Source organism: Variovorax atrisoli 110B (genome assembly GCF_000382045.1).
GTDB classification, from domain to species: domain Bacteria; phylum Pseudomonadota; class Gammaproteobacteria; order Burkholderiales; family Burkholderiaceae_C; genus Variovorax; species Variovorax atrisoli.
Map to the genome: position 1 here is coordinate 741,850 of NZ_KB907450.1, position 19,553 is coordinate 761,402.

General features: G+C 68.5%; 19 protein-coding genes and 1 pseudogene. 11 read left to right on the forward strand and 9 right to left on the reverse strand.

Features of this window, described 5'->3' with window-relative positions; translation table 11 throughout:
• Positions 1–65 precede the first annotated feature (65 nt).
• The 5 genes and pseudogenes from G369_RS0103555 to G369_RS35370 all read left to right on the forward strand — a co-directional run bounded on the left by G369_RS0103555 (position 66) and on the right by G369_RS35370 (position 6,332).
• Positions 66–737, forward strand: coding sequence for a paraquat-inducible protein A (locus G369_RS0103555; protein ID WP_051127541.1), 672 nt, complete (start codon positions 66–68; stop codon positions 735–737).
• Entirely contained in the window at positions 734–2,404 is a 1,671-nt protein-coding gene (locus tag G369_RS0103560; protein WP_019652600.1) for a PqiB family protein, read from the forward strand. The genes G369_RS0103555 and G369_RS0103560 overlap by 4 nt, the downstream gene beginning before the upstream one ends.
• Positions 2,401–3,033, forward strand: coding sequence for a PqiC family protein (locus G369_RS0103565; protein ID WP_019652601.1), 633 nt, complete (start codon positions 2,401–2,403; stop codon positions 3,031–3,033). Before G369_RS0103560 ends, G369_RS0103565 begins: the two co-directional genes overlap by 4 nt.
• Positions 3,034–3,189: 156 nt before the next feature.
• The gene (locus tag G369_RS0103570) at positions 3,190–4,791 is read left to right on the forward strand and encodes an MFS transporter (RefSeq protein WP_019652602.1); all 1,602 of its coding nucleotides are present in this window, start codon (positions 3,190–3,192) and stop codon (positions 4,789–4,791) included.
• Between the two features lie 13 nt (positions 4,792–4,804).
• A pseudogene (locus G369_RS35370) lies at positions 4,805–6,332 on the forward strand (flavin-containing monooxygenase).
• On the opposite strand, the gene G369_RS0103580 reads toward G369_RS35370, so the two are convergent.
• Both G369_RS0103580 and soxR read right to left on the reverse strand, forming a co-directional pair.
• A complete protein-coding gene (locus G369_RS0103580) occupies positions 6,329–6,853 on the reverse strand; it encodes an HD domain-containing protein (protein WP_019652604.1) in 525 nt (174 codons plus the stop codon). The pseudogene G369_RS35370 and the gene G369_RS0103580 overlap by 4 nt on opposite strands.
• 140 nt (positions 6,854–6,993) lie before the next feature.
• A complete protein-coding gene (soxR, locus tag G369_RS0103585) occupies positions 6,994–7,467 on the reverse strand; it encodes a redox-sensitive transcriptional activator SoxR (protein ID WP_019652605.1) in 474 nt (157 codons plus the stop codon).
• A gap of 99 nt (positions 7,468–7,566) precedes the next feature.
• On the opposite strand from soxR, the gene G369_RS0103590 reads away from it, so the two are divergent.
• Entirely contained in the window at positions 7,567–7,929 is a 363-nt protein-coding gene (locus G369_RS0103590; RefSeq protein ID WP_019652606.1) for an antibiotic biosynthesis monooxygenase family protein, read from the forward strand.
• A 98-nt stretch (positions 7,930–8,027) separates the two neighbouring features.
• Complete coding sequence (locus tag G369_RS0103595; protein WP_019652607.1) at positions 8,028–8,504, forward strand: VOC family protein; 477 nt, start codon at positions 8,028–8,030, stop codon at positions 8,502–8,504.
• 9 nt (positions 8,505–8,513) lie between these two features.
• Here G369_RS0103595 and G369_RS0103600 read toward each other — a convergent pair whose 3' ends face one another.
• The 4 genes from G369_RS0103600 to G369_RS0103615 form a co-directional block, all read right to left on the reverse strand.
• Complete coding sequence (locus G369_RS0103600) at positions 8,514–9,950, reverse strand: MATE family efflux transporter (protein ID WP_019652608.1); 1,437 nt, start codon at positions 9,948–9,950, stop codon at positions 8,514–8,516.
• Positions 9,947–10,519: a DUF2239 family protein gene (locus tag G369_RS0103605; protein ID WP_019652609.1), complete on the reverse strand. Its 573-nt coding sequence runs from the start codon at positions 10,517–10,519 to the stop codon at positions 9,947–9,949. Before G369_RS0103605 ends, G369_RS0103600 begins: the two co-directional genes overlap by 4 nt.
• A gap of 109 nt (positions 10,520–10,628) precedes the next feature.
• Positions 10,629–10,991 (reverse strand): GIY-YIG nuclease family protein, encoded by a 363-nt coding sequence (locus G369_RS0103610; RefSeq protein WP_019652610.1) that lies wholly within the window; start codon positions 10,989–10,991, stop codon positions 10,629–10,631.
• Between the two features lie 57 nt (positions 10,992–11,048).
• A complete protein-coding gene (locus G369_RS0103615) occupies positions 11,049–11,564 on the reverse strand; it encodes a hypothetical protein (protein ID WP_020722942.1) in 516 nt (171 codons plus the stop codon).
• A 370-nt stretch (positions 11,565–11,934) separates the two neighbouring features.
• Between G369_RS0103615 and G369_RS0103620 the strand changes: the two genes are divergently transcribed.
• The 4 genes from G369_RS0103620 to G369_RS0103635 all read left to right on the forward strand — a co-directional run bounded on the left by G369_RS0103620 (position 11,935) and on the right by G369_RS0103635 (position 17,309).
• The gene (locus G369_RS0103620) at positions 11,935–12,729 is read left to right on the forward strand and encodes a LuxR C-terminal-related transcriptional regulator (protein WP_019652612.1); all 795 of its coding nucleotides are present in this window, start codon (positions 11,935–11,937) and stop codon (positions 12,727–12,729) included.
• Positions 12,730–12,737: 8 nt separating this feature from the next.
• Positions 12,738–13,733, forward strand: coding sequence for a sensor histidine kinase (locus G369_RS0103625; RefSeq protein WP_019652613.1), 996 nt, complete (start codon positions 12,738–12,740; stop codon positions 13,731–13,733).
• Between the two features lie 81 nt (positions 13,734–13,814).
• Positions 13,815–16,190 carry a Tex family protein gene (locus tag G369_RS0103630; RefSeq protein WP_019652614.1) on the forward strand — a complete coding sequence of 792 codons (2,376 nt, stop codon included), beginning with the start codon at positions 13,815–13,817 and terminating at the stop codon, positions 16,188–16,190.
• 45 nt (positions 16,191–16,235) lie between these two features.
• Positions 16,236–17,309: a patatin-like phospholipase domain-containing protein gene (locus G369_RS0103635; protein ID WP_026346186.1), complete on the forward strand. Its 1,074-nt coding sequence runs from the start codon at positions 16,236–16,238 to the stop codon at positions 17,307–17,309.
• On the opposite strand, the gene G369_RS0103640 is transcribed toward G369_RS0103635, so the two are convergent.
• The 3 genes from G369_RS0103640 to G369_RS0103650 are packed head-to-tail and all read right to left on the reverse strand — an operon-like array spanning position 17,273 to position 19,550.
• Entirely contained in the window at positions 17,273–17,629 is a 357-nt protein-coding gene (locus G369_RS0103640; protein ID WP_020722943.1) for a hypothetical protein, read from the reverse strand. The genes G369_RS0103635 and G369_RS0103640 overlap by 37 nt on opposite strands.
• Positions 17,629–18,009 carry a RidA family protein gene (locus tag G369_RS0103645; protein WP_019652617.1) on the reverse strand — a complete coding sequence of 127 codons (381 nt, stop codon included), beginning with the start codon at positions 18,007–18,009 and terminating at the stop codon, positions 17,629–17,631. The genes G369_RS0103640 and G369_RS0103645 overlap by 1 nt, the downstream gene beginning before the upstream one ends.
• A complete protein-coding gene (locus tag G369_RS0103650; RefSeq protein WP_019652618.1) occupies positions 18,006–19,550 on the reverse strand; it encodes an efflux transporter outer membrane subunit in 1,545 nt (514 codons plus the stop codon). Before G369_RS0103650 ends, G369_RS0103645 begins: the two co-directional genes overlap by 4 nt.
• Positions 19,551–19,553 lie beyond the last annotated feature (3 nt).

Here is a 19,553-nt window from a genome sequence, read left to right on the forward strand (position 1 = left end):
CGGCTTACGGCGACCGATACCACCACGAACATGAAGAAGACGCGAAGTCGCCCACCGCCGCCTCGATGGGCTACATGGCCTGCCGCCACTGCGGCGCCGTCTGGAAGGACGCGCAGGACGGCGAACCCTGCGGCCGCTGCGGCACGCACCTGCACACGCGCAAGCCGCAGAGCCTGAAGCTCACCTGGGCCTTCCTGATCGCGGCCTGCATGATGTACATCCCGGCCAACCTGCTGCCGGTGATGATCACGCGCACGCTGTTCGGCACGCAGAACGACACCATCCTGAGCGGCGTGATCTATTTCTGGGTGTCCGGCGCCTACGGGCTGGCGGCCATCGTCTTCATCGCGAGCTTCCTGGTACCGCTGTTCAAGCTGGCCGTGCTCCTGCTGCTGGTAGTGCTGGCGCAGCGCGGCAGCACGTGGCGGCGGCGGGAGCGGGCGAAGCTCTATCACATCATCGAGATCATCGGCCGCTGGTCGATGCTCGACGTGTTCGTGGTGTCGCTGCTGACCGGGCTGGTGCAGATCCAGGGCTTCGCGGTCATCACCGCGGGCGTGGGCATCGCGGCCTTCGGCTCGGTGGTGGTGCTGACCATGCTGGCCTCGCTGAGCTTCGACCCGAAGCTCACCTGGGACAGCCGGGAGGACCAGGCCATCCTGCAGGACAACGAGGAAGCCGCACGGCACGAGCAGCTTGTACAGGGACATGAAAAAAGGGACGAGAAACCAGCATGAGTGAAGACGACCGACCCCAAGACGACCCGGCACCATCCGCCCGGCCGAGCCCGACAGGCCAGCACCCGCTTCCCAAGCCGCGCGTGGTGCGCCGGCGCGAGTGGCTGCCCTCGCTGATCTGGCTGATTCCCATCGTGGCCGCGCTGGTCGGCATCACGCTGGTGGCGCGCATCATCATGGAGCGCGGCCCGGAGGTGGTGCTGACCTTCAAGACCGCCGAGGGGCTGGAGGCGGGCAAGACCGCCGTCAAGTACAAGGACGTGCAGATCGGCCTGGTCACCAGCCTGCGCCTGGCGCGCGACCGCTCGCACGTGCGCGTGCTGGTGCAGTTCAACAAGGACGCGCAGGGCTTCACCGCGGAAGACTCGCGCTTCTGGGTGGTGCGCCCGCGGCTGGACACCTCCGGCATCTCGGGCCTCAACACGCTGCTGTCGGGTGCGTACATCGGGGCCGACGCAGGCGTGTCGAAGGAAACGGCGGGCGAGTTCACTGGCCTGGAGAGCCCGCCCATCGTCACCCGCGACGACTCCGGCAAGCAGTTCCTGCTGCGCGCCAACGACGTCGGCTCGCTCGACGTCGGCTCGCCCGTCTACTTCAGGCGCATCAAGGTCGGCCAGGTGGCGGCCTACGAGCTCGACGGCGACGGTCGCGGCGTGACGCTGCGCGTGTTCGTCAATGCGCCGTACGACAAGTTCGTGGGCATGAACACCCGCTTCTGGCAGGCCAGCGGCATCGATGCGCAGCTCAGCGCCAGCGGCTTCACGCTGCGCACGCAGTCGCTGGCCACGATCCTGCTCGGCGGCATCGCCTTCCGCGCGCCCGAGGACGCCATGGGGCCGACGGCGAACGAGAACGCCTCCTTCGCGCTGGCGCAGGACGAAACGACGGCCATGAAGGAGCCCGACGGGCCTTCGCAGACGCTGCTGATGTACTTCAACCAGTCGCTGCGCGGCCTGGCGCCGGGCGCGCCAGTCGATTTCCGCGGCGTGGTGATCGGCGAGGTGAAGTCGATCGGCGTCGAATTCGACCGCGCCGAGCGCGAGTTCCGCATGCCGGTGCTGGTGCAGGTCTATCCAGACCGCCTGCGCCGCCGCGCGGGCGAGACCGGCACCGAGTCGCGCTTCAGCCAGCAGGAGCGGCTGCGCTTCCTGGCCGAGAAGGGCCTGCGCGCGCAGCTGCGCAACGGCAATCTGCTGACCGGCCAGGTCTACGTGGCGCTCGACTTCTTCCCGAAGGCGCCTGCCGCCAAGATCGACCTGTCGAAGAACCCGATCGAGCTGCCCACGGTGCCCAACAGCCTCGACGAGATCCAGTCGCAGGTGCAGGAGATCGCGACCAAGCTCAACAAGGTGCCCTACGAGCAGATCGCGGCCGACCTGCGCACCACGCTCGCGACGCTCAACAAGACCCTCACGGCCGCCGAGCAGACGGTCAAGCGCATCAACAACGACGTCACGCCCGAGCTGGCTGCAGCCATGAAGGACGTGCGCAAGACCGTGAACACGGCCGAGCGCACGCTGGCCGACGACTCGCCGCTGCAGCAGGACATGCGACAGACGCTGCAGGAGCTCACACGCGCCGCCGGCTCGGTGCGCGTGCTGACCGACTACCTCGAGCGCCACCCCGAGTCGCTGCTGCGCGGCAAACCGGACGACAACAAGAAATGAAGACGAAACACCTTGCCTATCCCGCGTACCTTGCCGCAGCGCTGGTCGCGCTCTCGGGCTGCGCCAGCAAGCCCGACAACTACTACACGCTGGCGAGCCCGGTGGCCGCAGCCGACGCGGCGCCCTCGACGATCGGCGGCACCGCGCCGGTCTACATCGAGCTCGCGCCGGTGGCCGTGCCCGAGCGGCTGGCCCGGCCCCAGATGGTGGTGCGCCGTCCCGACGGCAGCGTGCAGGTCGACGTGCTGGAGCAGCACCGCTGGGCCTCGTCCTTCGAGAACGAACTGCGCGACGCGCTGGCCAGCGGCATCGCCGGGCGGCTCGGTGCGCTCGACGTGACCAAGGGCGGCCGGCAGAGTTCGCTGCCGGTGTGGCGCATCGCGGTGCAGCTGCGGCAGTTCGATGCGGTGGACGGCGCTCGCGTGGACGCGAACTTCACCTGGACGCTGCGGCGCTCCGACGAGGCGCGCACGATGATCTGTCAGCTGAGCCTTGGCGAGCCCGTGGGCAGCGGCATGGACGCATTGGCGCAGGGTGCGCAGCGCGTGACCTCGGCCGCCGCCGCCGCGATGGCGCGCAGCGTGAGCGCGGCGCTGGCCAACCCCTCGGCGACCGCCTGCGCGACCTGATCCTGGCTGTTTCTCCCTCTCCCTCTGGGGGAGGGCAGGGGTGGGGGCACGGCAGCGCTCGAGGAAGCATGGCGTATCGTGCGGGGGCTGCCCCCATCCCGACCTTCCGCCAGAGGGGGGAAGGGGCAAGACGGAATCCCATGAAAAGGAGACCCCATGGCACAGATCGGCAAGGCGCCCTGCGACGACACGCTGATCCTGCACGGCGCCCGCCCCGAGGAGACCGGCTGTCCCGAAGCCGCCAGGCCATGGGTGCTGGCAGCGGCCATCGTTGGCTCGAGCATGGCCTTCATAGACGGCACCGTCGTCAACGTCGCGCTGCCGGCCATCCAGTCCGACCTGCACGCAACCGCCTTCCAGGCGCAATGGGTGGTCGAGTCCTATGCCTTGCTGCTGGCGGCGCTGCTGCTGGTGGGCGGGGCGCTGGGCGATCACTACGGGCGCAGGCGCGTGTTCGCGATCGGTGTCGGCATCTTCGCGTTGTCATCGGTGGCCTGCGCGCTCGCGGCCAATGTGCAGCAGCTGATCGCCGCTCGCGCGGTGCAGGGCATCGGCGGCGCGCTTCTGGTGCCGGGCAGCCTCGCGCTCATCAGCGCGGCCTTTCCGGAGAAGGAGCGCGGCAAGGCCATCGGCACCTGGTCGGGCTTCAGCGGCATCACGGGGGCGGTGGGGCCGGTGCTGGGCGGCTTCCTGGTCGATCACTTCTCGTGGACCTGGGCCTTCCTCATCAACGTGCCGATGGCGCTGGTGGTGCTGTGGATCGTGTGGCGCCACGTGCCCGAAAGCCGCGGAGCCTCCGCTACCGGCGGGCTCGACCTGTGGGGCGCGCTGCTGGCGACGGCAGGTCTCGGCGGCATCGTCTACGCCTTCATCGAGGCGCCGACGCAGGGCTGGGGTTCGCCGGCGGTGCTCTGCGCGCTGGCCATCTGCGTGCTTGGCAGCGTGGCTTTCTTCTTCGCCGAGCACAGGGCGCGCACGCCGATGCTGCCGCTTCAGCTGCTGCGCATCGGCAACTTCAGCGGCGCCAACCTGCTCACGCTGCTGCTCTATGCGGCGCTGGGCGGCGGGCTGTACTTTTTTCCGCTCAACCTGATCCAGGTGCAGGGCTACTCGGCCACGGTGGCCGGCGCGGCGCTGTTGCCTTTCATCTTCATCATGTTCGCGCTCTCGGGCTGGGCGGGGCAGCTGGTCGACCGGTTCGGGCCGCGCATGCCGCTGGTGATCGGCCCGTCCATCGCCGCCGTGGGCTTCGCTTTGTTCGCCTTGCCGGGTGTCGGCGCGAGCTTCTGGAGCGGCTTCCTGCCGGCGGTGGTGGTGCTGGGCTTCGGCATGACGGTGACGGTGGCGCCGCTGACGACCACGGTGATGAACTCCGTCGGCGCCGACCTGGCGGGCGTGGCCTCGGGCGTGAACAACGCGGTGTCGCGCGCGGCGGCGGTGCTGGCGATCGCGGTGTTCGGCGCGCTCATGGCCTGGGCCTTCGACGCGGCGCTGGCGGCGCACCTGCGCGAGATGGGGGCTTCGCCGCAGCTGGCGGCATTTCTCGAAGGCGAACGCAGCAAGCTCGGAGGCGCTGCGGTGCCGCCGGGCGTGGACGCGGCGACCGCGGCCGCGGTCAAGCGCGCGGTGGCCGAATCCTTCGTCGCGGGGTTTCGCTGGGTGATGCTGTCGAGCGCGGCCCTGGCGGTGCTCAGTGCGGTGAGCGCCTGGCTGATGATCCGGAGCAAGCCCGCAGGAGGCGCCGGCAGCAGGAACTGAGGAGACAGGAGACATGTCGATGCAGGAAGAAGACCGAGACCGGCAGACCCAGCAACAGCAGCCGCAACAGGAGCACCGACAGGAGCACCTCGACGTGCTGGTCGTGGGCGCCGGGCTCTCCGGCATCGGCGCCGGCTACCACCTGCAGGCGAAGTGCCCCGGGGCGCAGCTACGCGATCCTCGAGGGGCGCGAACGCAGCGGCGGCACCTGGGACCTGTTCCGCTATCCCGGCGTGCGCTCCGATTCCGACATGTACACGCTGGGCTATTCGTTCAGGCCATGGACGCAGGAGAAGTCCATCGCCGACGGGCCGTCGATCCTGGGCTACCTGCGCGAGACGGCGCGGCAATACGGCATCGACCGGAAGATCAGGTTCAGCCACCGTGTGGTGCGCGCCTCGTGGTCCACGCCCGATGCCTGCTGGAGCGTGGATGTCGAGCGCGGTCCCGAGCGGACTCCGCTGCGCATGCGCTGCAACTTCCTCTTCCTGTGCAGCGGCTACTACCGGTACGAGGCCGGGTATACGCCCGGGTTCGCCGGCATCGGCGACTACACGGGCCGCATCGTCCATCCGCAGCACTGGCCGGAGGATCTCGATTGCAGCGGCAAGAGGGTGGTCGTGGTCGGCAGCGGCGCGACCGCGATGACACTGGTGCCGGCGCTGGCCAAGACGGCCTCGCACGTGGTGCTGCTGCAGCGTTCGCCCACCTACGTGGTCGCGCGGCCGGCGCGCGACCCCATCGCCCATCGGCTTCGCAGCTTCCTGCCGTCAGGCATCGCGTACGGCCTCACGCGCTGGAAGAACGTGCTGCTGTCGATGTACTTCTTCCGCCTTGCGCGGCGCAGGCCCGAACGCGTGAAGCGGCTGATCCTCGGTGGCGTGCGGCAGGCCCTCGGGCCCGGCTACGACGTCGCCACGCATTTCACGCCGCGCTACAACCCGTGGGACCAGCGCCTCTGCCTCGTGCCAGACGGCGACCTGTTCGCGGCCATCAGGGCAGGGCGCGCTTCGATGGTCACGGACCATGTCGACACCTTCACGCCGGGCGGCATCAGGCTGAAGTCGGGCAGAGAGCTGCAGGCCGACGTGATCGTCACCGCCACCGGACTCGAGCTGCAGGTGCTGGGCGGCGTGCAGCTCGATGTGGACGGCCGCAGCGTGGACCCGGCCGCGACCTTCAACTACAAGGGAATGATGTACAGCGACGTGCCCAACCTGGCCTCGTCGTTCGGCTACACGAACGCCTCGTGGACGCTCAAGAGCGACCTGACCTGTGCGTATGTCTGCCGGGTGCTCAACCACATGGAGAAGCACGGCTGGAGGCAATGCACGCCCCGCAACACCGACCCGTCTCTGGTGCCCGAGCCCTGGCTGGACTTCTCCTCAGGCTACGTGCAGCGCGCGGTGGACAGGTTTCCGAAGCAGGGCTCGCGCGCGCCGTGGCGGGTGTACCAGAACTACGCGCGCGATCTCGTGAGCCTGCGCTTCGGTTCGGTGGACGACGGGGTGATGGAGTTCGCGAATCCGCGTGCCGGCTAGGGCGCTGGCGCGTGCGGTGGCGAGAGCAGCGTGTCGAGCTCGGCCCACAGCGGATCGCACTGCCCGGGCCTGAACGCGGCTGCCCTGAAGGTCGGGTGCTCCCCGCGGTAGGTGTCCCACAAGGCGCGCTGGCCGTCGGCCACGCAGGCGCGCACATTGGCCAGCCGGTCGGCGGCCTTCACGAGCAGCGCGAGTTCCTCGTCGCCCTTCACCTCGGCCAGCGCCGCGTAAGTCCTGGCCTTGCGCTCCTTGCGATTGGCACCGGGTGCGTCGGTGAGCAGAGCGACGCAGGAGGCGACCAGGTCGCCGAAGCGCGAGCGCACGTCGGCCACGGTGGCGGCCGTGTCCTCGACCACGTCGTGCAGATAGCCGACGACGCGCGCCTTGTCGCCGTAGGGCTGGAGCAGGGCGGCGACGGCGTCGAGATGGTGCACGTAGGGATGCGTGCCGTATTTCTGTTCGCCGTGCATCTCGACGGCGTAGGCACGGGCGGCCTCGGGTGTGAGTGAAGTACTCGTCATTCGGAGTCCTTTGCTTTTTTCCATTCTGCCTTCGTGGCGGCGCACCATCCTTGGCGCTTGCAGCCGCCGTGGGGCGCGGTCGATTCGGCCGGGGCATTTCGCCGGCGAAGTGCTTTTTTTGGCGCAAGCGCCCGGGTTCTTCAGGCGCCTCGTTTCACCAGCAGCCGCTGCGGCCCCTGGCCCTCGGCGCCGAGCCGGTCGAGCGAATTGCGCAGCTTGCAGCGGTCGATAGACAGGCAGCCGCAGCCGATGCAGTCGTCGAGGGCGTCGCGCAGCTTCTGCAATTGCGCCAGGCGCTCGTCCAGATCCGAGCGCCATGAGGCCGAGAGCCGGGCCCAGTCCTCGCGGGTCGGCGCGGCGGAGTCGGGCAGGGTAGCCAGTGCAGCGCCGATCTCGGCAAGCGAAATGCCTACCCTCTGGGCTACCCGAACGAAGGCCACGCGCCGCAGCACCGTGCGCGGGTAGCGTCGCTGATTGCCCGCGGTGCGGGTGCTGCCGATCAGCCCCTGCGCCTCGTAGAAATGCAGCGTGGACACGGTCACCCCGCTGCGGCGGGCGACCTCGCCGACCGTGAGCGTGGGGGGAATGCCGGCTCGTTGAAGTGCGTCGTTCATGGAAGAGAAAAGCCCTTGACCTCAGCTTTACTTGAGGTTTGAGAATAGCTCCCAGCGCGCGGGTCCCGTGCGCATTTTTCTCTGCAAGGAATCCGCTCCATGTCGCACGACACCATCGCCTCGTCCTCGACCTCTTCCTCGATCCCTGCCTACGGTCCCGTCTTCCGGGTCGACAAGTTCGCCGTGCCAGCCGACGCGCGGCCGGCGTTCATCGCGCAGATGCAGCGCATCCAGCAGACACTGCGCAACCTGCCGGGCTGCCTGCGCGCGCATGTGCTGGACCAGACGGGCGGAGGCAGCGAGTTCAACGTCCTGACGCTGGTCGAATGGACCAGCGAGCAGGCCGTGGCCTCGGCCACCGAGTTCGTTAAGAAGAAGTTCGCCGAGGAGGGCTTCGATCCGGTCGAGTTCACGAAGAAAGCGGGCGTACGCCCCGACCAGGGCTTCTATCGCATCGCCTGACAACTTCCCACTGACAGGCGTTGCACGGGTTGACAGCCAGCGGCGGAGGCTTCGATACTGAACCTCAAGGTTCATCATTCAAGCACCAAGGAGATCCCATGCAGAAGATCGTTCCCTGCCTCTGGTTCGACACCAACGGCGAGGAGGCGCTGAATTTCTACAGCAGCATCTTCCCCAACTCCCGCGTCACCGACAGGCTGCTGTGGGGCGACGCCAACCCCCAGCGCAAGGGCTCGCTGCTCACCGCGACCTTCGAGCTCGACGGGCAGGAGTTCATGATCCTCAACGGCGGCCCGCAGTACAAGTTCAACCCGGCCATCTCGATGTTCGTTCCGTGCGAGACGCAGGCCGATGTCGACTACTACTGGGACAGGCTGCTCGAAGGCGGCGGCGAGCCCGTGCAGTGCGGCTGGCTCACCGACCGCTACGGCGTGTCGTGGCAGGTCGCGCCCAAGGCCATGATCCGCATGTTCCAGGACAAGGACCAGGCCAAGGCCAACCGCGCGATGCAGGCCATGATGAAGATGGTCAAGCTCGACCTTGCCGAGGTGCAGCGCGCCTTCGAGGGAAGGTAGGAGCGGCGCCTACACCAGCCGGTGGATCGCCTTCTTGCGCCACACGAGCTGGTAGTACGCGGTCTGCAGCAGCAGCATCGCGCCGAAGGTCACGGGGTAGGCCACCCAGACTCCGTCGAGCCCGATGCGGTGGCTCATGAGCCATGCCACCGGCACTTCCACGCCCAGGATGCAGAAGATGGAGATCAGCGTCGGCACCAGCACCGAGCCGCTGGCGCGCATGATCCCCGAGAGCGCCGAGGCCATGCCGAACACCACCAGGCTCCACAGCATGATGTGCAGCAGCGTCTGCGCGATCTCGATCACCGGCGCGCTGGTGATGAAGAAGCCCATCAGCGGACGCGAGAAGAGGTAGCCCAGCAGCACCAGCCCGCCCGTCAGCACGAGGTTCATCAGCAGCGCCGTCTTCGCGATGGCGCCGAGCCGGTTGGCACGGCCCGCGCCGATGGCCTGCGCGCCGAGGATCGACGCGGTGATCGCGATGGAGATGGCGGGGAACTGCACGTAGGCCACCACCTGGTTGACCGCGCCGTAGGCGGCCGTGGCGTTGGAGCCGAAGCCGTTGACCATCGACAGCAGCACCACCTCGGCCAGCGCCACCACGATCATCTGCACGCCGGTGGGCACGCCGATGCGCAGCACGGCCTTCAGCAGGTGCGGCTGGATGCGCAGGTTGCGCATGAATTCCGCATCGGGTGCGAGCGGGCTCCTGCGCTGGCGCAGCCGGAAGCCCAGCCAGACGGTCGCCACGAGGAACGACAGCACCGAGGCCCATGCGCCGCTGGCTACGCCGAGCTGCGGCAGGCCGCCCCAGCCGCGGATGAGCGCAGGCGTGACCACCAGGCCGATCAGGGTGGAGATCAGCAGCGTGAGCAGCGGCGTGACGGTGTCGCCCACGCCGCGCAGCATCGCGGTGGCCAGCAGGAAGATGAACACGCCCGGCATCGCGATCAGCATGATCCGCGCATACCGCGTGGAGTCGGCCAGCACGTCGGGCGGCGTGCCCAGCGCCGCCAGCATGGGCGTGGTGAACGCGCCGCCGAAGACGGCGATCACGAGGCCCATCAGCACGCCGACGGTGAGCGTGGTGCCCGCGACGGCCTTCGCCTTGGCGGCGTCGCGCGCGCCCCAGGCCTGGCCGATGAGCACCGAGGCGCCCGCACCCAGGCCGATGATGAAGGCGATGAAGAAGAACATCACCGGGAAGAAGCTCGACACCGCCGCGAGCGCGCCCACGCCGAGCATCTGGCCCACGTACACGTTGTTGAGCGTGCCCGAGAGCGACTGGAGGATGTTGCTGAGCAACATCGGCGCGAGGAAGAAGAGGAACACCTTCCACAAAGGCCGGGGCGCGTTGACGGGCGATACGGGCACGCCCTGCAGGCCGCTCTGGCCGGCACCCTGGCTGCTGGCCGGGGTGCCGGTCGTCTCGGTTGTCGTTCTCATCGATGGTTCCAGCCGGCGGCCGCGAGTTTCTGCAGATGGGCGCGCACGTCGGCGGGCCAGGGTTCGATCAGGTTGGCGAAACGCTGCTCCTCGCCAGCGAAGAGCGCGCGGGTGGCTTCCTCGAAGCCGGGCAGGTTGCCCGCGATCGCGGTCATGAAGCGGTAGGCGGCCTCCTGCGCAGCGCGCACGGTGTCGCGCTCGGCGTTCACGCGGCGCGCATCTTCGACCAGCTTGCGCAGCGCGACCGACGCGCCGCCGGGCTGGCGGCCCAGCCAGTCCCAGTGCCGCGGCAGCAGCGTGACCTCGCGTGCGACCACGCCGAGCTTGGGACGGCCCACGCTGCGCGGTGCCTCGTCGCGATGCGGCTCGGCCTCGGGGTAGCGCAGTTCGGGCGGGAGCTCGCGCATGTCGAGGTCGAGCTGGGTGCCGGTCTGGTCGTCGAAAACGAGATACGGGCCGGGATCGTCGCGGCGGCTCAACTGCTCGAGCACTTCGGCCTTGCTGCCGTGCGCGACGCGCTGGAAGCCGAAGAACACGGTCAGGGTGGTTGTCGGGGTGTCGGAAGACATTCGGGTGTTTGTTTGTTCCTGGGAGGATGCCAAGCGAAACGAGGTGCGTAATCTACTCGCTGCTGCGCTTCGCTGCGCGCCGTTTCGACAGCAGGTATCGCACATGCGTTCAGGGTGTGTTGTAGCCGTTCGCCCCGAAGCATTGAAGCTCTTCCTGCCAGAGCGAAAGAAGCTTCTCGAGTTCGGCCTCGCGATCGAAATCGGGGTCTTTTCGCTCCTTGACGCGATCGACCACCTCGAAGCTGAAATGGTCGGCGCCGTGAGCGATCCAGTCGCGCAAGAGCGCCTTGCTGCGATGGGAGCGCATGTTCAGCTCGAAACGCGCGCGATTCATCGCGCCGTCGACGTCGAGGCTGCCGCCCACGTAGATGCGCCCGTCGAGCCTGTTGCGGATCGCGTAGACGCCGGCGGGGCGCGGGGTTTCCTTGTACTGGCGGATCAGGGCGCGGCGGGTTTCAGTGGGCAGGTTCATGCCTCAAATATTACCCGGGTTAAATGGAGATTGCAATATACCCGGGTAAAATGTGAGTCAGCCTTCCTTGAAATGACGCCAGCTTCGGGCGAGGCGCCGATTCAACGCCCGCACAAGGCGCCAGGGGCGGCTCTGCCTGACGAAGTCGAGCACGCGGTCCTTCCAGGCCTTCCATCGGGGATACCAGCGGGCGAACCAGGGAATGCGCATCAGCGGTCCCTCGACCAGCTGGAAGATCCGCGCCACGATGGCCGTGCCGACCAACTTGGCCAGCACCAGCACCGTCAGCGCACTCGCCGCATGGCCACGGCCGAAGAGGAAGAGCGCCAGCACCTTCACCGGCAGCAGCAACAGGACCGGCACGAAGAAGGCCAGCAGCGCTCCCCATGGCGGCAGCCGGCGCAGCCTCTCCTCTAGCGCAGCCCATAGGGGAAGGTGCGAGAGGCGCGCCACAAGCGCCGCCAGCGGCTCCCAGCCCCACTCCTCGAAGAGCAGCAGCGGAACGACGAGCGCCGTGGCAATGGCGCGGAGCAGGGCACGCAGCACGCGCAACAGATGCGCAAGGAAAGTCATCGTGCGAGCGTAAGGCAAGGCAGTGCGGCGGGCCGCTTTGCCATCAGCTGACGGTCAGCGAGGGGGATTTGAATGGCTCAAATGTCAGTCGAAATGCTTCGTCAAGGCCTCGGAGAGGGTTGGCGGCGCCCCTTGTTGGGTAGAGCAAGGCTATGGCAAAAGACATGTCGAACTGCCCATCCAAAGCCTCGCGGAACGGGCATTACATGCGTTGCCACAAGGGAAAAGTAGTACTTTTACTTGACACCGGTAGTCAATCGCAACAGGATGCAACCAAGGTAATCAAAAAAGTTCGATTTAAAAATCTGAGTAGAAATGGATTAACTTTTGGAAACGAACACGATGGACTAGTTGTCACAAAGGGGCTGAAATGGAAAGCGATCTTGAGATTTCGTTGACAGATTCAAGCAACTCTGCGAGGAAGTACAACAACCCTGGCCAGTTCGGCGGACTGCTGTCACCGTCCGCCGACACCCTCCCGTGGCCAGACTTCCTGACCGGGCAGCAGACCAAGCCGGTGCGCGTACTGCTCGTGGACGACGACCCGTTCGTGCGCCGCGTCATCGCCCAGGAATTGCTGGGCGACCTGCGCATCCAGCTCGAAGGACAGGCCGGTACGCTGCGCGAGGGCCGGCGCCTGCTGATGCAGCATGAATTCGACGTGCTCATGGTCGACATCCGGCTCGGCGACGGCAGCGGATTCGAACTGATCGAGGAGGCCAAGCGCCATCGCAGCGCGGCCGAGATCATCGTCATTTCCGCCCTCGAGGACGAACCCCAGGTGCTGCATGCCTTCGAGCTCGGCGCCTCGGGCTACCTGGTCAAGAACGCGTGGTTCCAGAGCTATGCGCAGGCCGTGCTGCAGGTGGTCAATGGCGGTGCCGCCATCACCCCCCGGCTGGCCCGCAGGCTGCTCGTGCACCTCGATCACAAGCGCTCCAACGTGAACCCGGTGCGCCCGCCCGACAGCAAGGCGACCCTGTCGGCGAGGGAGCGCGAAGTGTTGCGACTTGTAGCGACCGGCTACGTAACCGAAGAGATCGCACTGCAGCTCACCATCAGTGCCCAGACGGTTAACGCACACGTCAAGAACATCTATCGCAAGCTGCACGCGCACACGCGCGCGCAGGCCGTGAGCTTCGCCTCCCATCGGGGACTCCTCTAGGCCATGCCATGCTCGCGCCGCAGGACCTTCAGCTTCCGCATCTTCTGGAAGACCAGTTCGTGTGGCTTTCGATCGCTGCCTGGTGCGTGCTGCTGGCATGGCTGCGCCGGCAGGTCTCGCGCCGCCGGCTGCTGGCCTGGACCGCGCTCGCGGGTGCACTGCACCTGACGCCGGTCGCCGCGCAGGCGATCTGGTCAGGGCCGGCCGCCGTCGCAGCCACTGCGGGCGACATGTCGTTCGCCTTCTGGGCCCTTCAGGCCGTCAACGTGCTGGTGCTGGCCATGGTCGTGGGCATCTGGTACTTCTCGCGGCAGCGCACCTCCCATTCGCTCCAGACCGAGGCCGTGATGGCCGAGCGCCGCCGCATTGCCAACGACCTGCACGACGGCGTCGGTTCCAGGCTGGTGGCGCTGCTGGCCAGCCAGGACCCCAGGTCGGCCGGCCCCGGCAGCCTCTCGATGGCGCTCCAGGCCTGCCTGCTCGAGCTGCAGATGACGGTGGACGACCTGGACGACCAGGGAGACAGCACTGTCGTCGAGCGCCTCGGACACCTGCGCTACCGCCTGCTGCCCGCCTTCGAGCGCATGGGGGTGGCCTTCGAGTGGAGCGTGCCGGCCGAGGCAGAGACTTTCGAGATGCCCGCGGAGACCGCCTCGCAGGTCTGCCGCGTCGCGCAGGAGGCGCTGTCGAACGCCTTGCGCCATTCGCGTGCGAGCCGGGTCGAGCTGCGGGTCGCGGCGCACGACCAGGGGCGCGCGATGGTGCTCGAGGTGCGCGACGACGGCCGCGGGCTGGGCCCGGAGGCGAACGTTCGGGCGGGCGAGGCGGCGGGCGACGGGATTCCCTCCGCCGGCCTGGGCAAGGGCCTGCGCAGCATGCATTCGCGCGCCGAGGCGATCGGCGCTGAGCTCGACATCGGCCCCGTCGCGCCGCACGGCCTGTGCGTGCGGCTCGTGGTGCCGTGCGCGGCGCCGGCACGGGCGGAACACGAACGCAAGCTGTAACACGCCCGGCGGGCCGGCAGGGGGCGAGGCCGCGCTCGCCTATGGCAAACTCCCGCGCTTTGCCAGGGACGCGCTCAAGACATGCAGAAAATCATTCGCCAGCTCGCCGTCGAGATCAAGGTCGGCGAGAACCAGGTGAAGGCCGCCGTCGAACTGCTCGACGGGGGCGCCACGGTTCCATTCATCGCCCGCTACCGCAAGGAAGCCACCGATGGCCTCGACGACACCCAGCTGCGCGAACTTGAAGCGCTTCTTTCCTACCTGCGCGAACTCGAAGACCGCCGCGGGGCCGTGCTCAAGGCCATCGACGAGCAGGGCAAGCTGACCCCGGAGCTGCGCGCCGCCATCGAGCTGGCGCCCACCAAGCAGGAACTCGAAGACCTCTACCTGCCGTTCAAGCAGAAGCGCCGCACCAAGGGCCAGATCGCCCGGGAATTCGGCATCGAGCCGCTGGCCGACAAGCTGCTGGCCGACCCCACGCTCGACCCCGCCGTGGAAGCCAAGGCCTTCCTGCAGCCCGCCACCACCCTCGACGACGGCAAGCCGGGCCCCGATTTCTCGACCGTGCCGCTCGTGCTCGACGGCGTGCGCGACATCCTCTCCGAGCGCTGGGCCGAAGACGCCGCGCTGGTGCAGAGCCTGCGCGAATGGCTCTGGAACGAGGGCCTGCTGCGCTCCAGCCTCATGGCCGGCAAGGACGAGAACAACGCCGACGTCGCCAAGTTCCGCGACTACTTCGAGTACGACGAGCCCATCGGCCGCGTGCCCTCGCACCGCGCACTGGCCGTGTTCCGCGGCCGCGCGTTGGAGATCCTCGATGCCAAGCTGGTGCTGCCCGTGGAGCCCGAACCCGGCAAGCCCAGCATCGCCGAGGGCCGCATCGCGCTGCACCTGGGCTGGAGCCATTCGGGCCGCCCGGCCGACGACCTGCTCCGCAAGTGCGTGGCCTGGACTTGGCGCGTGAAGCTCGCGCTGTCCACCGAGCGCGACCTGTTCACCCGCCTGCGCGAAGACGCGGAAAAGGTCGCCATCAAGGTGTTCGCAGACAACCTGCGCGACCTGCTGCTCGCAGCGCCCGCCGGCCCGCGCGTGGTGATGGGCCTGGACCCCGGCATCCGCACTGGCGTGAAGGTGGCCGTGGTCGATTCCACCGGCAAGCTGGTCGAGACCGCCACGGTGTTTCCGCATGAACCGCGCAAGGACTGGGAAGGCTCGCTGCACACCCTGGGCAAGCTGTGCGCCAAGCACGGCGTGAGCCTGATCGCCATCGGCAACGGTACCGCCAGCCGCGAGACCGACAAGCTGGCGGCCGACCTCATCAAGCTGCTGGCCAAGATGGCCGCGCAGGCCGGCGCGCCCGAGCTGAAGGTCGACAAGGTGGTGGTGAGCGAAGCCGGCGCCTCGGTGTACTCCGCCAGCGAATTCGCCTCGCAGGAAATGCCCGACGTGGACGTGAGCCTGCGCGGCGCCGCCTCCATCGCACGCCGCCTGCAGGACCCGCTGGCCGAGCTCGTGAAGATCGACCCCAAAAGCATCGGCGTGGGCCAGTACCAGCACGACGTGAACCAGAGCGAGCTCGCGCGCACGCTGCAGGCCGTGGTGGAAGACTGCGTGAACTCCGTGGGCGTGGACCTCAACACCGCCAGCGTGCCGCTGCTCAGCCGCGTGTCGGGCCTGTCGTCCAGCGTGGCGAAGGCGGTAGTGCGCTGGCGCGAAGCCAACGGCGCCTTCTCCACCCGCAAGCAGCTGCTCGACGTGACCGGCTTCGGCCCCAAGGCTTTTGAACAAAGCGCGGGCTTCCTGCGCATCCGCGGCGGTGCCGACCCGCTGGACATCACCGGCGTGCACCCCGAGACCTACCCGCTGGTCGAGCAGATCATCGTCAAGACCGGCAAGCCGATCACCGAGCTGATGGGCCGCGCCGACATGCTCAAGACGCTGAAGCCCGAGCTCTTCGCCAACGAGAAGTTCGGCGTCATCACCGTCAAGGACATCCTGGGCGAACTCGAGAAGCCCGGCCGCGACCCGCGCCCCGACTTCAAGGTGGCGCGCTTCAATGACGGCGTGGAAGACATCGCCGACCTGAAGGAGGGCATGGTGCTCGAAGGCACCGTGAGCAACGTGGCCCAGTTCGGCGCCTTCGTCGACCTCGGCGTGCACCAGGACGGGCTGGTCCACGTGAGCCAGCTGAGCCACAAGTTCGTGAACGACGCGCGCGAGGTCGTGAAGACCGGCGACATCGTGAAGGTCAAGGTGATGGAAGTGGACGTGGCCCGCAAGCGCATCGGCCTGTCGATGAAGCTCGACGCCGCTCCGGCGCGCCGCGACGGCCCGCGCGACAACCGCTTCGAAGGGGCTGGACGCGGCCAGCAGCAGCACGGCCGCCGCGACAGCTCGCCGCAACCGGCCGGCCAGATGGCCAATGCCTTCGCCAAGCTGCAGGGGCTTCGCAAGTAAGGCAGGCGTCGACGCACGCTTCTTGCTGACGCGACCGGCATGACGATGAAAGCCCTGCGCATCTACGCCGGCCCCGCGGCCCGCAAGCACATCGAGCAGCACGGCCTGCGTCCGCAGGACGTGCGCACCGTTCCCGGCGCGGCGGGCGGGCCGAAGGGGCTGATCCTCGGGCCGCTCGACCGTTTCATCTTCGGACGCTGGCTGCCGCAGTCGAGCCAGCAGGTGCACCTGGTGGGCGCGTCGATCGGCGCGTGGCGGCTGTCGACGGCCTGCCTGTCGGATCCCGACACCGCTTTCGAGCGCTTCGAGCACGACTACGTGCACCAGCAGTTCGAGGTGCCGCCCGGCCAGAAGAAGCTCAGCCCGCACCAGCTCAGCGAGCGCTTCGCCGAGAGCCTCGAATCGTTCTACGGCGGGCGCATCGGCGAGGTGCTGAGCCATCCGCGCTATCGGCTTCACGTGGTGACCTCGCGCGGCCGGCACATCCTCGGGCGCGAGGGCAGGGCGCGCACGCCCGTGGGCTACCTCGGGGCATTCGCCACCAACAGCCTGCACCGCAAGAGCCTGGGCGCGTGGCTGGAGCGCTGCGTGTTCTCCACCCCCGGCGCGGCCCTGCCTTTCGCCACGCGCGACTTCCGCACGCGCCAGCACGCGTTGAGCGAGGCCAACTTCAACATGGTGCTGCAGGCCTCGTGCTCGATCCCGTTCCTGCTGGCGGCGGTGCACGACATTCCCGGCGCGCCGCGCGGCGCCTACTGGGACGGCGGCATCACCGACTACCACCTGCACCTGGACTACCAGCCGGCCGACGAGGGCATCGTGCTGTACCCGCACTTCCAGCAGGCGGTGGTGCCGGGCTGGCTCGACAAGGGCCTGCGCTGGCGCCACAAGGCCAGCGGTTTTCTCGACCGGATGGTGGTGCTTGCGCCCGACCCCGAATGGGTTCGGTCACTGCCCAACGGCAAGCTGCCCGACCGCAAGGACTTCATCCATTTCGCGAACGACGCGCAGGCGCGCATCACCGCATGGGGCCGCGCCACGCGCGAGGCGCGGCGGCTCTCCGACGAGTTCGAGGGCTGGCTTCAGCGCGACGGCGTGCCGGAGTTGCTGCCGCTCTGACCCGGCAGCGCCAGGGGCGCGGCGCAGTCGAGGACGTTCACTTCCACCGCATCGCCGACCTTGAGCCGGGCGTCGGCAGGCCATCGGCCGGTGCCTACCGAACGGCTGTGCACGCCTCCGTTGCGATAGCGCACGACGGCGTAGGGCGCCGCGGCACCACCGTCCGAGCCGCAATCGCGATCGGCCGTGGCGGCAAGGTCGCCCGCGCGCCCGACGCTGACGACCTCGGCAGCGCGCCAGCCGGCGGAGCGGTCGAAGGAATGCGCATCGAAGGCCGAGCAGCCGCTCAGCATCAGCGCTCCAAGAAGGAAGAGGCGCATCACGGCGCCGGCCCCTTCACTGCGATCGCGGCCGTCGCCTGGATCTCGACGCGGTACTCGGAGTCGATCAGTTTCGCTCCCACCGTGGCGCGCGCGGGAGTGTGTCCCGCCGGCACCCATTCGTCCCACACCGAGTTCATCGCGGCGTAGTCGCCCACGGTGCGCAGGTAGATCGTCACGCTGACCAGGTCCTGCTTGGTGGCACCCTGCGTGGCGAGCAGGCGGTCGATGTGATGGAGGATCTCGCGCGTCTGCCCGGTGATGTCGAGCGACGGGTTCTCGGCCACCTGGCCCGAGAGATACAGCAGGCGCGCAGTGCCGAGGTCGACGGTCACCATCTCGCTGAAGCGGGGTCCCATGTCGTGGCGGATGATGTTCATGGCGATGCGGAGGAATTGGAAGAAGACGTCGAAAGCGACGAAGACGAGTCGACCGCAGCATGCGGCTGGTTCCACCAGCCGCCGCCCAGCGCCTGGAAGAGGGCGGCCGCGTCGGTCAGCCGCAGCGCGCGGGCCTGCACCAGGTTGAGCAGCGCCTGCTGCTGGGCCTGCTGGGCGATGCGCAGCGAGAGCGCGCTGGCGTCGCCCAGCCGTACTTGTGCCTGCGTGCGCGCCAGGCTCTGCGACGCGGCGCGCTCGGCCTTCACCGCTGCCTGCAGCGCGCGGGTGTCGGCGTCGATGGCTTCGAGCGTGTTCGCCACGTCCTGGAAGGCGGCGAGCACCGTTGCGCGGTACTGCCCGGCCGCCTGGTCGAACGATGCGCGGGCGGCGGCCTCGCGGTGTTTCAGCGCGCCGCCGTCGAAGATGGGCTGCGTCACGCTCGCGGCGACCGTCCAGAAGAGCGAGGACGACTTGAACAGATCCGCCAGCCGGTAGGCCGAGGAGCCGTACGAGTTCACGCCCAGCGTCACGTTGGGCAGGCGCGCGGCCACCGCCACGCCGATGGCCGCGCTCGCCGACTTCAGCTGCGCCTCGGCCGCACGCACGTCCGGCCGATGCTCGACGAGGCTGGAGGGCAGGGTCAGCGGCAGCTCCGTCGGCGGTTGGAGCGCGTCGAGATCGAAGCGCGCCTCCACGCCCTGGCTCGGGAAGCGGCCGGCCAGCGTGGCCAGCAGGTTGCGCTGCTGCGCCAGCTGCCGGTCGAGCGGCGGCAGCGTCGCTTCGGTGGCGGCCAGCGCGGCCTCCTGCGCATCGACGTCGGCCGGCGCTGCCTGGCCCAGCGCCAGCTGCCTGCGATAGGCCTGCAGCACTTCCTTCTGGCCCGCGATGATCTTCAGCGTGGCGGCCTGCTGCGCGCGCAGCGAGGCTTCGGTGATCGCGGCGGTCACCACGTTGCTGCTGAGCGAGAGCTTTGCGGCCACGCTCTGGAACTGCTGCAGCTCGGTGTTGGCCTGCGCGCCTTCCACCTGCCTGCGGGTGGCGCCGAACACGTCGGGCGTGTACGACACCGTCACCTGCGCCGTGTGCAGCGTGTAGAGGCTCGCGTTGGACGACACCGGGCTCGCCACCGCGCTGGCCACGCGCTGCCGCGTCGGCGAGTAGCCCAGCGCCACGCTCGGCCAGAAGGCGGCGCGGTCGGCGGCTTCGTTCTCCTGCGCGGCGTGCAGGGCGGCATCGGCGGCCTCGATGGTCGGGTTGCCGGCGAGGCTCTGGGTGACCAGCGCGTTCAGCGGCTCGCTGCGGAAGGCCTGCCACCACTGGGCAGGCACGTCCACATCGATCGACAGGTGCGCGAGCGGCACGCCCTCGGCGGCCTGGCTCGTGGGTGGCGCAGGCGTGTATCGCTCGGGCAGGTTCAGCTGCGGGCGCGCGTAGTCAGGACCGACCGCGCAGCCCGCCAGCAGCATCGCCGCGATGCCGGCAGTGATGCCGGCCGTAATACCAGCCGGGACGGGCGCCGCCAGGTTCGTCTTCTTCTTCATTTC

Excerpts from the sequence above, each read along its gene's own strand:
- G369_RS0103555 (WP_051127541.1), top strand. The coding sequence starts at position 66 with ATGGGCTACATGGCCTGCCGCCACTGCGGCGCCGTCTGGAAGGACGCG.
- G369_RS0103560 (WP_019652600.1), top strand. The coding sequence starts at position 734 with ATGAGTGAAGACGACCGACCCCAAGACGACCCGGCACCATCCGCCCGG.
- G369_RS0103565 (WP_019652601.1), top strand. The coding sequence starts at position 2,401 with ATGAAGACGAAACACCTTGCCTATCCCGCGTACCTTGCCGCAGCGCTG.
- G369_RS0103570 (WP_019652602.1), top strand. The coding sequence starts at position 3,190 with ATGGCACAGATCGGCAAGGCGCCCTGCGACGACACGCTGATCCTGCAC.
- G369_RS0103580 (WP_019652604.1), bottom strand. The coding sequence starts at position 6,853 with ATGACGAGTACTTCACTCACACCCGAGGCCGCCCGTGCCTACGCCGTC.
- soxR (WP_019652605.1), bottom strand. The coding sequence starts at position 7,467 with ATGAACGACGCACTTCAACGAGCCGGCATTCCCCCCACGCTCACGGTC.
- G369_RS0103590 (WP_019652606.1), top strand. The coding sequence starts at position 7,567 with ATGTCGCACGACACCATCGCCTCGTCCTCGACCTCTTCCTCGATCCCT.
- G369_RS0103595 (WP_019652607.1), top strand. The coding sequence starts at position 8,028 with ATGCAGAAGATCGTTCCCTGCCTCTGGTTCGACACCAACGGCGAGGAG.
- G369_RS0103600 (WP_019652608.1), bottom strand. The coding sequence starts at position 9,950 with ATGAGAACGACAACCGAGACGACCGGCACCCCGGCCAGCAGCCAGGGT.
- G369_RS0103605 (WP_019652609.1), bottom strand. The coding sequence starts at position 10,519 with ATGTCTTCCGACACCCCGACAACCACCCTGACCGTGTTCTTCGGCTTC.
- G369_RS0103610 (WP_019652610.1), bottom strand. The coding sequence starts at position 10,991 with ATGAACCTGCCCACTGAAACCCGCCGCGCCCTGATCCGCCAGTACAAG.
- G369_RS0103615 (WP_020722942.1), bottom strand. The coding sequence starts at position 11,564 with ATGACTTTCCTTGCGCATCTGTTGCGCGTGCTGCGTGCCCTGCTCCGC.
- G369_RS0103620 (WP_019652612.1), top strand. The coding sequence starts at position 11,935 with ATGGAAAGCGATCTTGAGATTTCGTTGACAGATTCAAGCAACTCTGCG.
- G369_RS0103625 (WP_019652613.1), top strand. The coding sequence starts at position 12,738 with ATGCTCGCGCCGCAGGACCTTCAGCTTCCGCATCTTCTGGAAGACCAG.
- G369_RS0103630 (WP_019652614.1), top strand. The coding sequence starts at position 13,815 with ATGCAGAAAATCATTCGCCAGCTCGCCGTCGAGATCAAGGTCGGCGAG.
- G369_RS0103635 (WP_026346186.1), top strand. The coding sequence starts at position 16,236 with ATGAAAGCCCTGCGCATCTACGCCGGCCCCGCGGCCCGCAAGCACATC.
- G369_RS0103640 (WP_020722943.1), bottom strand. The coding sequence starts at position 17,629 with ATGCGCCTCTTCCTTCTTGGAGCGCTGATGCTGAGCGGCTGCTCGGCC.
- G369_RS0103645 (WP_019652617.1), bottom strand. The coding sequence starts at position 18,009 with ATGAACATCATCCGCCACGACATGGGACCCCGCTTCAGCGAGATGGTG.
- G369_RS0103650 (WP_019652618.1), bottom strand. The coding sequence starts at position 19,550 with ATGAAGAAGAAGACGAACCTGGCGGCGCCCGTCCCGGCTGGTATTACG.